General features: G+C 66.6%; 15 protein-coding genes. 8 read left to right on the top strand and 7 right to left on the bottom strand.

Annotated features, from left to right (window positions below; translation table 11 throughout):
• Positions 1-750: 750 nt before the first annotated feature.
• The 3 genes from hisS to hisG are packed head-to-tail and all read left to right on the top strand — an operon-like array spanning position 751 to position 4,194.
• Positions 751-2,337: a histidine--tRNA ligase gene (gene hisS / locus CLD20_RS09550; protein WP_224406386.1), complete on the top strand. Its 1,587-nt coding sequence runs from the start codon at positions 751-753 to the stop codon at positions 2,335-2,337.
• 46 nt (positions 2,338-2,383) lie between these two features.
• On the top strand, positions 2,384-3,481 hold the full coding sequence (locus CLD20_RS09545) for an ATP phosphoribosyltransferase regulatory subunit (protein ID WP_224406385.1): 1,098 nt from the start codon (positions 2,384-2,386) through the stop codon (positions 3,479-3,481).
• On the top strand, positions 3,478-4,194 hold the full coding sequence (hisG, locus tag CLD20_RS09540; RefSeq protein WP_224406384.1) for an ATP phosphoribosyltransferase: 717 nt from the start codon (positions 3,478-3,480) through the stop codon (positions 4,192-4,194). Before CLD20_RS09545 ends, hisG begins: the two co-directional genes overlap by 4 nt.
• Positions 4,195-4,198: 4 nt before the next feature.
• Here the strand turns inward: hisG and CLD20_RS09535 are convergent, their stop codons facing one another.
• Positions 4,199-4,588, bottom strand: a complete 390-nt coding sequence (locus CLD20_RS09535) for a DoxX family protein (protein ID WP_224406383.1) — start codon at positions 4,586-4,588, stop codon at positions 4,199-4,201.
• A 384-nt stretch (positions 4,589-4,972) separates the two neighbouring features.
• Here CLD20_RS09535 and CLD20_RS09530 point away from each other — a divergent pair, with 384 nt between their 5' ends.
• Positions 4,973-5,557 (top strand): hypothetical protein, encoded by a 585-nt coding sequence (locus CLD20_RS09530; RefSeq protein ID WP_224406382.1) that lies wholly within the window; start codon positions 4,973-4,975, stop codon positions 5,555-5,557.
• 159 nt (positions 5,558-5,716) lie between these two features.
• Positions 5,717-6,103 (top strand): hypothetical protein, encoded by a 387-nt coding sequence (locus CLD20_RS09525; RefSeq protein ID WP_224406381.1) that lies wholly within the window; start codon positions 5,717-5,719, stop codon positions 6,101-6,103.
• Between the two features lie 95 nt (positions 6,104-6,198).
• On the opposite strand, the gene groL is transcribed toward CLD20_RS09525, so the two are convergent.
• Positions 6,199-7,836 (bottom strand): chaperonin GroEL, encoded by a 1,638-nt coding sequence (gene groL, locus CLD20_RS09520; protein ID WP_224406380.1) that lies wholly within the window; start codon positions 7,834-7,836, stop codon positions 6,199-6,201.
• A gap of 51 nt (positions 7,837-7,887) precedes the next feature.
• Positions 7,888-8,199 carry a co-chaperone GroES gene (groES, locus tag CLD20_RS09515; protein ID WP_224406379.1) on the bottom strand — a complete coding sequence of 104 codons (312 nt, stop codon included), beginning with the start codon at positions 8,197-8,199 and terminating at the stop codon, positions 7,888-7,890.
• 282 nt (positions 8,200-8,481) lie between these two features.
• Between groES and wrbA the strand changes: the two genes are divergently transcribed.
• The gene (wrbA, locus tag CLD20_RS09510; protein ID WP_224406378.1) at positions 8,482-9,081 is read left to right on the top strand and encodes an NAD(P)H:quinone oxidoreductase; all 600 of its coding nucleotides are present in this window, start codon (positions 8,482-8,484) and stop codon (positions 9,079-9,081) included.
• Between the two features lie 172 nt (positions 9,082-9,253).
• Positions 9,254-9,649 carry a DUF427 domain-containing protein gene (locus CLD20_RS09505; RefSeq protein WP_224406377.1) on the top strand — a complete coding sequence of 132 codons (396 nt, stop codon included), beginning with the start codon at positions 9,254-9,256 and terminating at the stop codon, positions 9,647-9,649.
• On the opposite strand, the gene CLD20_RS09500 is transcribed toward CLD20_RS09505, so the two are convergent.
• From CLD20_RS09500 to CLD20_RS09485, 4 genes are all read right to left on the bottom strand, one after another.
• Entirely contained in the window at positions 9,624-10,316 is a 693-nt protein-coding gene (locus CLD20_RS09500; RefSeq protein ID WP_224406376.1) for an SDR family NAD(P)-dependent oxidoreductase, read from the bottom strand. The two genes, CLD20_RS09505 and CLD20_RS09500, sit on opposite strands and share 26 nt — an antisense overlap.
• A gap of 2 nt (positions 10,317-10,318) precedes the next feature.
• A complete protein-coding gene (locus CLD20_RS09495) occupies positions 10,319-10,951 on the bottom strand; it encodes a hypothetical protein (RefSeq protein WP_224406375.1) in 633 nt (210 codons plus the stop codon).
• Positions 10,952-11,073: 122 nt separating this feature from the next.
• Complete coding sequence (locus CLD20_RS09490; protein WP_224406374.1) at positions 11,074-12,402, bottom strand: pitrilysin family protein; 1,329 nt, start codon at positions 12,400-12,402, stop codon at positions 11,074-11,076.
• The gene (locus tag CLD20_RS09485; protein WP_224406373.1) at positions 12,402-13,844 is read right to left on the bottom strand and encodes a pitrilysin family protein; all 1,443 of its coding nucleotides are present in this window, start codon (positions 13,842-13,844) and stop codon (positions 12,402-12,404) included. Before CLD20_RS09485 ends, CLD20_RS09490 begins: the two co-directional genes overlap by 1 nt.
• Before the next feature lie 315 nt (positions 13,845-14,159).
• On the opposite strand from CLD20_RS09485, the gene CLD20_RS09480 reads away from it, so the two are divergent.
• Positions 14,160-15,029 carry a TIGR01459 family HAD-type hydrolase gene (locus CLD20_RS09480; RefSeq protein WP_224406372.1) on the top strand — a complete coding sequence of 290 codons (870 nt, stop codon included), beginning with the start codon at positions 14,160-14,162 and terminating at the stop codon, positions 15,027-15,029.

Below are 15,029 nucleotides of genomic sequence, written 5' to 3'. Positions count from 1 at the left end.
CGCTCGGGACTTGCCGACCTCTCCCTTCGAGGGAGAGGTTTCGCGCCGTGTCGTTCATCAGCGCCGAAGCGGCGCCGCATGCTCCCAACCCTCTCCCCTGGAGGGAGAGGGTGGCCGGCGGAGCCGGCCGGGTGAGGGGGAAGCCGCAGCAGATGCGGAGCCCGCGAGCGGGCAGGAATAAGCTCCAGCTGCTAGTCCTCTCCCCCGAGGGGGGAGAAGAACACCCTGCCACTCGACTCTTTCGTCGCGCTCGCGCCTTTGCGGATGAGGCTTCACCCTCACCCGGCATTCCCTTCGCTCCGCTCGGGACTTGCCGACCTCTCCCTTCGAGGGAGAGGTTTCGCGCCGTGTCGTTCATCAGCGCCAAGCGGCGCCGCATGCTCCCAACCCTCTCCCCTGGAGGGAGAGGGTGGCTGCCGGAGGCAGCCGGGTGAGGGGGAAGCCGCAGCAGATGCGGAGCCCGCGAGCGGGCAGGAATAAGCTCCAGCTGCTAGTCCTCTCCCCCAAGGGGGAGAAGAACACCCTGCCGCTCGACTGTTCCGTCGCGCTCGCGCCTTTGCGGATGAGGCTTCACCCTCACCCGGCATTCCCTTCGCTCCGCTCGGGTCTTGCCGACCTCTCCCTTCGAGGGAGAGGTTTGGCGCCGGCGGAGACACACACAGCGTCGCCCATTGTCGCGCCGGTTGCCGCCTCGCCGGGCTTCCGCTAACAGACGCGCGGCGACGCCCCGCTAGCGAAACGACCCGGAAAATGGCTGAGAAGACGAAGAGAAACAGGCTCACCCCGCGCCTGCCGCGCGGCTTTGTCGATCGCGAGGCGGGCGACATTCGCGCGAGCGAAGAAATGCTCGCCGCGATCCGCCGCGTCTACGAGCGCTACGGCTTCGAGCCGGTGGAAACGCCCTTCTTCGAATACACCGAGGCGCTCGGCAAATTCCTGCCCGATCAGGACCGGCCGAACGAGGGCGTCTTCTCCCTGCAGGACGACGACGAGGCCTGGCTGTCGCTGCGCTACGATCTGACGGCGCCGCTCGCCCGTTATGTGGCGGAAAATTACGAGCGGCTCCCCAAGCCCTATCGCAGCTACCGCGCCGGCTGGGTCTTCAGGAACGAAAAGCCCGGCCCCGGCCGCTTCCGCCAGTTCATGCAGTTCGATGCCGATACGGTCGGCACGCCCCCCGGTCCGGCCGGAGTCGCCGCCGATGCCGAGATCTGCATGATGGCCGCCGACGTGATGGAGGCGCTCGGAATCGCCCGCGGCGACTACGTCATCAAGGTCAACAACCGCAAGGTTCTCGACGGCATCATGGAGGCGATCGGCCTCGGCGGCGAGGAGAACGCCGGAAGGCGCCTGACGGTGCTGCGGGCCATCGACAAGCTGGATCGCCTCGGCATCGAGGGGGTTCGCGAGCTTCTCGGCGAAGGCCGCAAGGACGAGAGCGGGGATTTTACGAAGGGTGCGGGGCTCGGAACCGATCAGGTTGCCACGCTGATGGAGTTCTTGGAGCGAGCTTTCAAAGCTGCGGCAGATGTAAATGCCACCGTAGCTTCAGGCGTCGCATTCAACAATGAGATCGATCAAGCGTATTTCCTGCAACCCGGAACAGGAAGCTTCTACGATTCCGATCTTTGTGTCGAAGGCCACAACGAGCTCGAGGGAATTAGGGGGCTTGTTCGTGCTGCTGGTTATGGAATGGACCGCATCCAGATCGATCCCTCCGTCGTTCGCGGCCTGGAATACTACACCGGCCCCGTTTTCGAGGCGCAGCTCACCTTCGAGGTGCCGAACGAAAAGGGCGAGCCCGTGGTCTTCGGCTCGGTCGGCGGTGGCGGGCGCTATGACGGTCTTGTCGGCCGTTTTCGTGGCGAGGACACGCCGGCCACCGGCTTCTCCCTCGGCGTCTCGCGCCTTGCCTCGGCGCTGAAGAATCTCGGCAAGCTCGGCGCCGGCGAAGAGACCGGCCCGGTCGTCGTCACCGTCATGGATAAGAGCCGTCTCGCCGACTACCAGAAGATCACCGCCGATCTGCGCGCCGGCCTCAACGCCGAAGGCGGCCCGGTCGTCCCCGTCGAGATGTATCTCGGCGGCTCCGGCATGAAGGCGCAGCTGAAATACGCCGACCGCCGCAATGCGCCCTGCGCCGTCATCGCCGGCTCCGACGAGTTCGACGCCGGCAAGGTGCAGGTGAAGGATCTCCTGGAGGGCAAGCGCAGGGCCGCCGCTTTCGACAGCCACGAGGATTACAAGGACGAGCGGCCCGGCCAGTTCGAGGTGGCGCGGGGCGATCTCGTGGAGGAAGTCCGGGCCCTTCTCGCCCGCCAGCGCGGCGCGAGTTGAGCATGGCCCCCGAAATGAGCATGGTCGCCGAAGGAAGTTTAAGAAGGTGAGCCTGCGCCCCCTCTTTGAGGCGGCGGGCGGCGCGCCCGTCGACCTGCCCGTTCTCTGGGCCGCCGATCCGTTCCTGGAGACGGCGGGCGAGGATATCCGCCGCCGCATGTTCGTGACGGAAGGCCCGAGCGGCGAGCGTCTGGCTCTCCGTCCCGATTTCACCATCCCCGTCTGCCTGACGCATCTCGCCTCCGGGGCCGAGACGGGCCGCTATTTCTACGAGGGCCTCGTCTTCCGCCGCCACGACCGCGGCATGGCCGAGCGCGCCGAGACGGGCTTTGAGGTGATCGGCGAGGGCGAGCGCTCGGCCGTCGATGCCGAGCTTCTGGCGCTTGCCGTGGAGGGCGTGCGGCGCACCGGCCTTGCCGAGATGCGCCTGCGCGTCGGCGATATCGGCCTCTTCGCCGCGCTCCTCGCCGCGCTCGACCTTCCCGCCGCCTGGCGCCAGCGCCTGCGCCGCGCCTTCGGGGCGGAAGCAAAGATGCACGCGCTGCTGTCCCGCCTCCGGGACGGGGGAGGCAACGGCGCCCGGCCGGCGCTCACGCCGGAACTGGAACAAGCGGCCGCGACGGGCGAGAAGGAGCTGCTTGCCGCCCAGCTCGCCGAGCGTTTCGAGGCGGAGGGCTACCAGCCCTTTGCCGGCCGCGACCCGCAGGAGATCGCCGCCCGCTTCCTGGAGCAGCGCGATTTCTACGAGACGACGACGCGCGGCGGCGAGGTGAAGGTGCTGGAGGCGTTCCTTTCCATCGAGGCCGCCCCGCAGACGCTCGCCGAGCGCCTTGCCGAATTCCGCCGCGACCACGGCATCGATCTGTCCGAGGCCGGCGAGCGCGTCACGCGCCGCCTCGCCAAGCTGGAGCGCAGGGGCAAGGGGCTCGACATCTTCTTTTCCGCCGGCTTCGGCCGCCCGCTCGACTATTACACCGGCCTCGTCTTCGAGATCCGCGATGCCGCCACCGGCCGTGCCGCCGCCGGCGGGGGACGCTACGACCGGCTTCTGGAAATGCTCGGTGCCGAAAGGCCGATCCCGGCCGCGGGCTTCACCATCGATCTCGGCCGTCCGGCCGCAGCGCGCGCCGGAGAGGCATCGTGAGCGAGACGATCACCATCGCCATCCCCTCCAAGGGCCGGCTCATGGAGAAGACCGAAGAGCTTCTCGCCGCCGCCGGCTACGAGATTTCGCGTCAGGGCGGGGCCCGCAAATATCGCGGTCAGGTCGTCGGCAGGCCGCAGATCGACGTTGCCTTCCTGTCCGCTTCCGAGATCGCGCGCGAGCTCGGCCAGGGCCGTATCCATCTCGGCGTGACGGGGCTCGACCTCCTTCAGGAGACGATCCCGGCCTGGCGCGAAAAGATCGAAAGCCACGCACCGCTCGGCTTCGGCCATGCCGATGTCGTCATGGCCGTGCCGGAACTGTGGATCGACGTCGCGGCGATGGAGGATCTCGACGATGTCGCCGCCGGTTTCCTCGCCCGCCACGGGCGCCGGCTCAGGATCGCGACGAAGTACTGGAACATCACCCAGCGCTTCCTGGAGAGCCACGGCATGGCGCTCTACCGCATCGTGGAGAGCCTGGGGGCGACGGAGGGCGCGCCCGCGGCCGGCCTTGCCGATGTCATCGTCGACATCACCTCCACCGGTTCCACGCTGAAGGCGAACCATCTGAAGGTGCTCTCGGACGGCGTCATCCTGCGCTCCGAGGCGCATCTGGCCGCCGCGGCCCGCGCGCCCTGGAGCGAGGCGGGCAGGAAGGCGGCGGCCGATCTTCAGGAAGCGCTCGGCGGAGTGCTCGCCGGCGGCGCCTGAGGCGTCAGCCGCGGCGCCAGGCGCCGTCGAAGGACCAGGCGCCCGGCCCGAAGGCCGTCAGCATCAGGAAGCCGCCCGCGATGGCGAGGTTCTTCTGGAAGCTGATCATCGCCATCTGATCATCCGGCGAGAAGTGAAAGAGGAAGGCGGCGGCGACGCAGAAGCCGGCGAGCGCGAGCGCGGCCCAGCGCGAGAAGAGCCCGAGCGCCACCAGAAGCCCGCCGCCGAGCTCGACGAGGATGACGAGCGGCAGAAGCGCGCCCGGCACGCCTACCGATTCCATGTATTGCTGCGTGCCGGCAAAGCCGCCGATCTTCGAAAATCCAGCCAGAACGAACATGAAGGCGAGAAGGACGCGCCCGACGAGCGCGAAGAGGGCATTGAACTGGGCCATGAGGTCTCCTGAGGAATTCGGCGTTGGACTTCTAGATAGACCGGATCGGATGAAGCAAACGCCTGCGAACGGGCCGTTCACCGCGCTTGCAAAGCCCGCAAGTCCGCGCGCTGCGACAGTGCGGCGTGTCGTCTTGTTAGCTAACTTATTGAATTCGTTGGGTTGAGAAGTGTTAGGAGCCTGCTAACCACACCCAGATTGTGCCTGCAACGATCTGCTGCTGGCTCGTCTTTCCCTCGCAATGGTGGGCCGCACGGAAGTTTCAGGAAATCGAGCCGCCCCACCGACATCGGATAACAACGGAGGTGGACGATGAGCACTGAATACAGATGGTTGATTGCAGCCGCGACAACGGGTCTCCTGCTGTATGCCGCAGGGGTTGGAGTGGCGAATGCGCAGGGCGCCAGCGCCTCCGCTGGCGGCGGCGGTGTGGGCGCCAGTGGCGATGTCGGCGGCGCCAGCGTCAGCGCCAATATCGGCACGGGAGATAGCGTCACTGGCGACGTCTCGGCAGATGTCGGAGATACGGCGAATGCCGATGTTTCGGCCAATACCACCGACCCCACGAGCGCGACGGCTTCGGCAAATGTCGGTGACACGGCCAATGCGACCGCGAATGTCGGTACCGGCGGGACCGGGACGAACGCCAATGTCGGTGTGAACGCCGCCGGCACGCCCGCTACCGCCACTGTCGGCACGGCTCCGACCGCCAACGTGACGATCGGCGCGACGCCGACGACCACCACGACGGCGCCGACGACCGGCACGACCGCGACGAGCCCCTCCACCTCCACGGCTGCGATCGGCAATCTCGCCTCGCTCAGCCGCGCGGACCTCAACGCGGCCCTTGCCGGGCTCAGCACGAGGGATGTGGAGAAGCTGAAGACGACCTGCGGCGAGGTGTTGGCGAGCCCTTCCGGCTTCCCCGCCGACACGGTGAACGTCTGTGAGGTCATCGCCAGTCTCTAGGGACTTCGCTGAGCTTCGAAAAACAGGGAAGGGCCGGTGGCATGTGCCGCCGGCCCTTCTGTTTCGTCTGCAGTAACCATTTTCAAATCGATTGCGGTTAAGGCTGCGGCAAAGCTGCCGGTCACAACCGTGATCGGCCCGCAAGTGGGCCGCGTATCCATGGCCGAGAAGAAAGAACCGGACGACAAGCGCGCGATTGCCGTGGAGCTCCAGGGCAGGCTGATGACGGGTATCGCCGTCTTGACCGGCCTCACCCTGCTCATCGGTCTCGGCGTGGTCTTCGGGCCCGGCGCCTCCCGCGCGCTCCAGGAAATGGCTGCCGCCAATCCGGACCGTCCTGTCGCTGCGAGCGAGCCTGCCGCGAGCCCTCAGCCGCGCAAGAGCGTCCCGCTTGTGCCAGTGCCGACCGATCGCGCCGCCCAGTCCGCCGAGACGGAAACGGCGAAGGCGGACGAGACGAAGGACGCGGCGGAGCCCGCCGAGCCGGGCGCGGCGCCCGAATACCGCACCATCCTCTACGACGCGCGCCTCAGGCCGGCGATCTAGCTTCCGCCGTTCGCAGCGCGCGCCCTCCGAAAAGAACGCAAAGAAAAAGGGCGGCCCGAGAGCCGCCCTTTCCCGTTTCTTCAGCCTGGACTGGCTTAGAAGTCCATACCGCCCATGCCGCCGCCCGGCATCGCCGGAGCCGGAGAGTCCTTCTTCGGAAGCTCTGCGACCATGGCCTCGGTGGTGACCAGAAGGCCGCCGATCGAAGCCGCGTCCTGCAGCGCCGTGCGCACGACCTTGGTCGGGTCGATGATGCCGGCTTGGACGAGGTTCTTGTACTCTTCCATCTGGGCATCGAAGCCCCAGTCGGCCTCGCCCTTGTCGACGATCTTGCCGACCACGACGGAAGCATCGACACCGGCGTTGGAGGCGATCTGACGGATCGGAGCCTCGAGCGCCTTCATGACGATCTTGATGCCGGCCTGGACGTCCGGATTGTCGGAGGAAAGACCCTCGACCGCCTTCTTGGCGTGCAGGAGAGCGACGCCGCCGCCCGGGACGATGCCTTCCTCGACCGCCGCGCGGGTGGCGTTGAGGGCGTCGTCGACGCGGTCCTTCTTCTCCTTCACCTCGGTCTCGGTCGCACCGCCGACCCGGATCACCGCGACGCCGCCGGCGAGCTTGGCCAGCCGCTCCTGCAGCTTCTCGCGGTCGTAGTCGGAGGTGGTCTCCTCGATCTGGGCCTTGATCTGGCCGACACGGGCCTCGATGTCGGCCTTCTCGCCAGCGCCGTCGACAATCGTGGTCTCTTCCTTGGTGATCGTCACCTTCTTGGCGGTGCCGAGCTCGTTGAGGCCGACATTCTCAAGCTTGATGCCGAGGTCCTCGGAGATGACCGTGCCGCCCGTGAGCGTCGCGATGTCCTGCAGCATGGCCTTGCGGCGATCGCCGAAGCCCGGGGCCTTGACGGCCGCGACCTTGAGGCCGCCGCGCAGCTTGTTGACGACCAGCGTCGCCAGGGCCTCGCCCTCGACATCCTCGGCGATGATCAGCAGCGGACGGGAGGACTGAACGACAGCCTCCAGCACCGGCAGCATTGCCTGCAGGTTGGAGAGCTTCTTCTCGTGCAGGAGGATGAAGGGATCCTCCAGCTCGGTGACCATCTTCTCGGCATTGGTGATGAAGTACGGCGAGAGATAGCCGCGGTCGAACTGCATGCCCTCGACGACCTCGAGCTCGGTCTCAAGGCTCTTGGCCTCCTCGACCGTGATGACGCCCTCGTTGCCGACCTTCTGCATCGCCTCGGCGATCATCTGGCCGACTTCCTTGTCGCCATTGGCCGAGATCGTGCCGACCTGGGCGACTTCCTCGGACGTGTCGATCGTCTTGGAGCGGCTCTCCAGGTCCTTCACGACGGCGGCGACGGCGAGGTCGATGCCGCGCTTCAGGTCCATCGGGTTCATGCCGGCGGCGACCGACTTGGCGCCTTCCTTCACGATCGACTGGGCGAGAACCGTCGCGGTCGTGGTGCCGTCGCCGGCAATGTCGTTGGTCTTCGACGCCACTTCGCGCACCATCTGGGCGCCCATGTTCTCGAACTTGTCCTCAAGCTCGATTTCCTTGGCGACGGTCACGCCGTCCTTGGTGATGCGCGGAGCGCCGAAGCTCTTCTCGATCACCACGTTGCGACCCTTCGGGCCGAGCGTCACCTTCACGGCGTTGGCGAGAATGTCGACGCCGCGCAGCATCTTCTCACGCGCATCGGCGGAGAACTTTACGTCTTTGGCTGCCATATTCGGAACCTCTATCGGTTTGATTCTGGTACGAAAAAGGCGCGGGCGCGATTACGCGGCCTGCGCCATGGAATCCGTTTCGATGATGCCCATGATGTCGGACTCCTTCATGATCAGGAGGTCCTCACCATCGATCTTGACTTCCGTGCCCGACCATTTGCCGAACAGGATGCGATCGCCGACCTTCACGTCGAGGGGCTGCACCTGACCGTTTTCGTCACGGGCACCCGGGCCGACGGCGACGATCTCGCCTTCCTGCGGCTTCTCCTTGGCGGTGTCGGGGATAATGATGCCACCCTTGGTCTTTTCTTCAGACTCAAGGCGGCGGACCACAACGCGGTCATGCAGAGGGCGGAACTTCATGTTTCTTCCTCGCGTCCTATGTGCGGGGCGCGGTGCCCCATGATGGGAATGAGTATGCTGTTAGCACTCGCCTAAGGTGAGTGCCAGAAGCGCGGCGGAGATAGGTGTTGCCTGGCAGCCTGTCAACTGGCCGCAGGAGCGGTCTGCCGAAAAAATGTTGAAGCCGGTGCGGCGACAGACATCCCCTTGCGGGGCACGACACTCCGTTCACCGCCCTGGTGGATCGGGGCGACTGGTCTACCTATCGGCTGGACCTGTCCATACGCAAGGAGACATTGGAAAATGGCGAAAGTTCTCATCCTTTATTATTCGAGCTGGGGCCATGTGATGAAGATGGCCGAGGCGGTTGCCGAAGGCGCCAGGAGCGCCGGCGCCGACGTCACCATCAAGCGCGTCAAGGAACTGGTCCCGCAGGAGGTGGCGGAGAGTTCCGGCTATCTGCTCGACCAGCCCTATCCGGAGGCCGATCCGTCCGAGCTTGCCGACTATGACGCCGTTATCGTCGGCACCCCGACCCGTTTTGGCGTCATGTGCTCGCAGATGAAGAATTTCTGGGACCAGACCGGTGCGCTCTGGGCGAACGGCGCCCTCGTCGGCAAGGTCGGGGCGGTCTTCGCGTCGACCGGCACGCAGCATGGCGGGCAGGAGACGACCATTACCTCCACGCAGGTCCTGCTCCTGCACCAGGGCTTTGTCATCGTCGGACTGCCCTATGCCTTCCAGGGCCTGACGAAGATGGACGAGATTACCGGCGGCTCGCCCTATGGCGCATCGACACTCTCGGCGGCGGATGGCTCGCGAATGCCGAGCGAGAACGAACTCGATGGCGCCCGCTACCAGGGCCGGCATGTGGCCACGATCGCGGCCAAGCTCGCCGCCTGACCGCAATTGCGCGGCCGCCGGCAACCTGGCGGCCGCCTCCTTTGACCGACCATGGTGGAGGCCCGGAGGCTGCTTGCCGTTGAGGTGATGTCGCGGCTAACTTTTGTGGTTGCAATAACGCTGCGCTTCGCTTTGTTATTGCGCCCGAACCACCACCGGGCGAATTGCACACATGGCGCAACCAGAACGGAGACGCAGGATTCGGCTGTCCGCCTTCGCCGGCACGGTCCGCGCCAGCCAGGGCGGAACGCCCATTGCGTCCTCCACGCGCGCGGTGCTCCTGGAGGAGGAGGGTTATCCCGCCGTTTACTATCTTCCGCGCCAGGATCTGAAGCTCTCGCTGCTTTATCGCTCCGCGACCATCACCACCTGCCCCTACAAGGGCGTCGCCAGCTACTATTCGCTGAAGACTGCGGACGGGCTCGTGCCGGACGTCTGCTGGTCTTACGAGAACCCCTATCCGTCCGTCTTCCGCATCGCCACGCGCATCGCCTTCGATCCGCGCCGGGTCGAGCTGGAAGTCACGCGGGCAGGGGAAGGGCCTAGAACTTCTCCAGCCATGGCCTGAGCTCCACCTCGAAGCTCCAGGCGGAGCGTTCCTGGTCGAGGACGGACATGTAGCTCGCCGCGATCGCGTCGGGCTCTAGCATCGATTGCGGCTGGTCGGCAGGCTCCGTGCGAGCCGGCGTCAGGATGGCGCCGTCGATGATGAAATGCGCCACATGGATGTTCTTCGGCTGAAGCTCGCGGGCGATCGACTGGGCAAGGCCCCTCAGGGCGAACTTGCCCATGGCGAAGGGTGCCGAACCTGCGAAGCCTTTGACGCTTGCCGAAGCGCCGGTGAAGAAGATCGCCCCTTCGCCGGCCTCGATCATCCGCTTCGCGGCCTGCTGGGCGACGAGGAAGCCGCCGAGCGCGGTGACCTTCAGGGACTTTTCGACCTCATGCGGCGAGAGTTCGACGAGCGATCCGCGAACCCGGTAGCTTGGATTGAAGAGCACGAAGCCCGGCGCGCCGAGATCGGCCTCGACGGCGGCAAAGAGGGCTTCGACCTCCTCCGGCTCCGCGGCGTCGCAGCGATAGGCCCGCCCGCCGGCTTCCTCCGCCAGGGCAAGGTTCGTCTCCATGGAGCGGGCCGCAAGCGCCACCCGGGTCCCTCGCGCGGCGAGCCGGCGCGCCACGGCGGCCGAAAGGCCGGCTCCGGCGCCGACGATGAGGGCGGTCTTTACATCCATGTTTAGTCCGTTTTCTCGGCCGTGCTGGCGGCGATCTCAAAGGGCACGGAGAAAGAGGCCTCTTTCCCGCTCGCCGCGTCGCGCAGCTTGAATTCCGCCGTGTAGCTGCCCGGCGCAAGCTCCGGCACCTTGTAGGAAAGGACGAGGTCGAATTCGCGGCGTGGCTGGGCGAGCGCCGTGTCGATGGAGAACATGTCCTTGCCTTCCACGATTACCTGTCCCGTCGGATTGGTGATGGCAAGGTCGGCGCTCATCCGAACGCGATGCTTGCCGCCCTCCGGCGCATAGGCAAAGCCGACCGGCTCGACATAGACCTGCATCGCCTCGCCGGGCGCATAGGGCTTGTCGTCCCTTGGCTCGTAATCGGCGAAGCCGGCGACGGAATCGACCGCGAGCGCCTTGCGGAAGGCGAGCGGGCCCTCGCGCCAGACGCTGTCGACTGCCCCTTCCAGCGCCGCGAGCGCCTTCACCGTGTCGCCGGCGGCCAGCGCCGCCTCGGCCGCCTCGCCGGCGCGCGCCACCTCGCCCGCAGCCGCCGGCGCGGCCAGGCCGGCCGCCAGCACCGCCCCCAGGAGGATGCCGCCGAACCCCGCCCGACGACGCCTGTCGCTACCGCGTAAATCCAATCTGCGCATGCCGCGCTCCCGATCGCTCCCCTGCGCCAAACTTGCAGAGTGCCCCGGCGAGGGCAAGCCACGCGCCAAAAGGCCGCCGGCAAGCCGGCGGCCCTGTCAAATACCAGAGGCGGAATGGGCGCTTAGCTGGAGCTCGAGCCGACCGTGACGACGCTTGCCGGGGCGCCATAGACGCGGGTCGCGGCGCGCTTCACATCGTCTTCGCTGACGGAGCGGATGAGATCGTTGCGCTTGTCGACATAGTCGATGCCCAGCCGGTCGAGCTGGATGCCGAGCAGCTGCTTGGCGATCTTGGCCGAGGAATCGAAGCGCAGGGCGTAGTTTCCGGTCAGATACGACTTCGCCTCGTCCAGCTCCTTCGTGGTCGGGCCCTTTTCGGCGAGCCCCTTCACCTCGGCCAGCATCAGGTCGACGGCTTCCTTGGCGGCGTCCGAGCGGGTCGCCGCCGCCGCCACCCAGGCGCCGGAATGGTCGAGCGGCACGAGGCTGGAGCCGACCGAATAGGCAAGGCCGCGCTTTTCCCGGATCTCGCGGTAGAGCCGCGAGGAGAAGGTGCCGCCGCCGAGGATGTGGTCGGCGACATAGGCGGGAATGAAGTCCGGATCGTCGCGCTTCAGCCCGGCCCCGCCGATGCGGATCACCGTCTGCGGCACCGGCAGGTCGATATGCTCGCTCTTGCCGTTGGTGGCGACGACATCGGGGATTGGCCTGAGCTCGGGTTTTTCGGGAAGTCCGCTGAACAGCTTGTCGAGATCGCCCTTCAGCGTCTCCGCGTCGATCGCTCCGACCACGGCCACGACGAGGTTGTCGCGGGCGAGGTTCTTCGCGGCGAAGCCCCTGAGGTCCTCTGCCGTCAGCTTTTCCACTGTCTCCGGCGTGCCCTCGCTGTCATGGCCGTAGGGATGCTCGCCGAAGAGTTCGTGCGACCAGGCCTTTCGGGCAAGATCCTCCGGATCGGTCTCCTCGCTCCGGAGCTTGGAGATGATCTGCGCCTTGATGCGCGATACCGGCTCGTCGTCGAAGCGCGGCTCGCTCAGCGCCATGCGCGTCAGGTCGAAGGCTTCCTCCCGGTTGTCGGCGAGCGTCTTCAGGCTGCCGTAGAAGGCGTCCCGGCCGATGTCGAAGGAGAGCTTGATGTTGCGGTTTTCGAGCCGCGTCTGGAAGGTCTTGGAATCGAGGTCGCCCGCGCCTTCGTCGAGAAGGCCGGAAAGGAGGTTGCCGGTGCCTTCCTTGCCGTCGGGGTCCTGGGCCGAGCCGCCGCGGAATGCGAACTGCACGGTCACGATCGGCACCGTGTAATCCTCCACCAGCCAGGCGGTGATGCCGCCGGGCGAGGTGACTTCCTGGATGTCGATGGCTTTGGCCGGGCTCGGCATGGCGAGGGCGAGGCTCATGGTGGCTCCGATGAGAAGGGCGAGCGGGGCGGCGGGGCGGGAAAGGAGGTTTCGCATCAGCGCATCTCCGCTCCGCTCGTCGCCTGCATGGCGGGGTCGGGGGCGGCGGCGCTGGGCGCATCCGCGGCGCCGCTTACCACCTCCGGCTCCAGATAGCCGGTCGCGGCCTTGTCCGGATCGAGATAGCGCTCCGCCACCTTCTGCACGTCCTCGGCCGTCACCTTCTGGATCCGCGCCGGCCAGGTCTGCACATCCTCCAGCGTCCGCCCGACGGCGAGCGCGGAGCCGATGATGCGGGCCAGCGACTGCTGGCTGTCCTGCGAATAGACCGCATCGGCGACGACGGAGTTTTTCGCCCGCGTCAGCTCCTCTTCGGAGACGCCGTTCTCGGCGATCTTCTTCATGGAGGCCTCGATGGCCGATTTGAGCGCCCCGAGGTCCACACCGTCGCGCGGAATGCCGTAGACGATGAAGCGGCTGTCATCGACGGCGGTCGGTGAGTAATAGGCGCTCGCATAGGTCGCCTTGCCGCCGCCCCGGATGAGCTCGTCGTAGAAGCGGCTCGTCGCGCCGCCCCCGAGAATGTCGGCGAGCACCGAAAGCGCCTCCGCCTCGCCGGGCTTGGCCGTCACGGCCGAGGGCACCGGGTAGAACTGCAGCATGTACGGCTCGCGCACCTTCTCGTCGCGCACCGTGATGGAGCGCGGCCCCGGCGAGACCGGCTCGGCCGGCCGCGGCGGGCGCGCCCGGTCGGCCTTGGAAGCGATCTTGCCGTAGGTCGCCTCGGCGAGCTTCTTCACTTCCTCCGGCGTCACGTCGCCCGCCACCACCAGGATGGCGTTCGAGGGCGTGTAGAAATGATGGTAGAAGTCGAGGGCCGTCTTGGCGTTGAGCGCCTTGATTTCCTGCTCCCAGCCGATCGTCGGCCGCCCGTAGGGATGGTTGAGGTAGAAGATGCGGTTGAGCGCCTCGTTCATCAGCGAGCCCGGATCGTTGTCGACCCGCATGCGGCGCTCTTCCAGGATGACCTTGCGCTCCGGCGCCACGACCTCGTCCGTGAGCACGAGGTTCGACATCCGGTCGGCCTCGAAGGCCATCATTTCCGGCAGGTACTCTTTGGCCACGCGCTGGTAGTAGCCGGTGTAGTCGTTGGAGGTGAAGGCGTTCTCCTCGCCACCGATCGCCGAGACGCGGTTGGAGAATTCGCCTTCCGGATGGTCCTTCGTGCCTTTGAACATCAGATGTTCGAGAAAATGGGCGTTGCCAGACTGGCCGGCCTGCTCGTCGGCCGAGCCGACGCGGTACCAGACCATATGGGTGACGACGGGGGCGCGTTTGTCGGGAATGACGACGACGTCCATGCCGTTGGAGAGTGTGAACTCTTCGGCGTTGGGAGCGATCTTCGCGACAGGTGCGGCACTCGCGGCTTCGGCCGGCGCCTTGTCTTCGGCATATGCCGGCGCCTGATCGAGTGCGAGGGAAACGGTGAAAGTGGCCATGAACGCTCCGACGAGGGCCGGTAGTTTGGACGGGAAATGCTTCAAGGTGAAGTCTCCGCTTTGGAGCAGGTTGCTGGGCTCCGTGGCGCATCGTCATATAGCGCTCTCTGGAAGAAGCCCAATGAACATCTCTTCATCTTGCCGTCATGCGCGCGCCTGCTTTGGCCTGGGAACATGGCGTTGCGGACGTGTCGTCCGCCCTCTCGTCCTGCCTTCGCGCGCCCCCCACGCCCTTCGCTGGATTGACGGAACGCCCCCAAAGGGGCTAGGCGCGGCTGGCGCTTCACACCTCGGCGCCGAGCGCATGCGGGATCAATGCAACCAAGCGAAATATCGGGCCTGTCGGAAATCGCCGACGCCTACGAGGCGGTCCTGTGCGATGTCTGGGGCGTCATCCATAACGGCGTCGCTGCCCATCCGGGCGCTGTCGAGGCTCTGGCGGCCTTTCGCCGGCGCGGCGGCAAGGTTGCCCTCATCACCAACGCACCGCGTCCGCACGGCCCCGTGCGCGAGCAGCTGACGCTGCTCGGTGCCGGCCCCGAAAGCTACGACGAGATCGTCACGTCCGGCGACGTCACGCGCGCCACCATTGCCGAATACGGCAAGAAGGGCGGCATCCACCATATCGGGCCGGACCGCGACCTGTCGCTCTATGACGGGCTCGGCGTGAAGCTCGTCGGCCCGGACGAGGCCGTCGCCATCTCCTGCACCGGCCTTGCCGAGGACACAGTCGAAACCCCCGACGATTACCGCGACCGGCTCGCCCATCTCGCCTCGCGCGGCATTCCGATGGTCTGCGCCAACCCCGACATCATCGTGGAGCGCGGCGGCGAGCATGTCTGGTGCGCCGGCGCGCTCGCCCGGCTCTACGAGGAGGAGATGGGGCAGGAGGTCATCCTGGTCGGCAAGCCCTTTGCGCCGATGTACGACGCCGCGCTCGCCGCCATCGGCCATCCTTCCCGCGACAAGGTGCTGGCGATCGGCGATGCCTTCAACACCGATATCCGCGGCGCCAACCAGGCCGGCATCGCCTGCCTGATGGTGACGGCCGGCATTCATGCCGGCGAGTTCGGCCCGGCCCATGCGCCGGATCCGCAGAAGGTGCGCGACCGGCTCGCCGACGAGGAAAGGCACGTCGTTGCCTATCTGCCCTATCTCGTCTGGAGCGGCGGGCGGGCGCGCTGA

Origin of the sequence: Afifella sp. IM 167, from assembly GCF_020144925.1 — a bacterium.
Classification (GTDB): domain Bacteria; phylum Pseudomonadota; class Alphaproteobacteria; order Rhizobiales; family Afifellaceae; genus Afifella.
The sequence above is the reverse complement of the archived record's forward strand: the minus strand, read 5'-3'. Positions and strand labels throughout refer to the sequence as shown.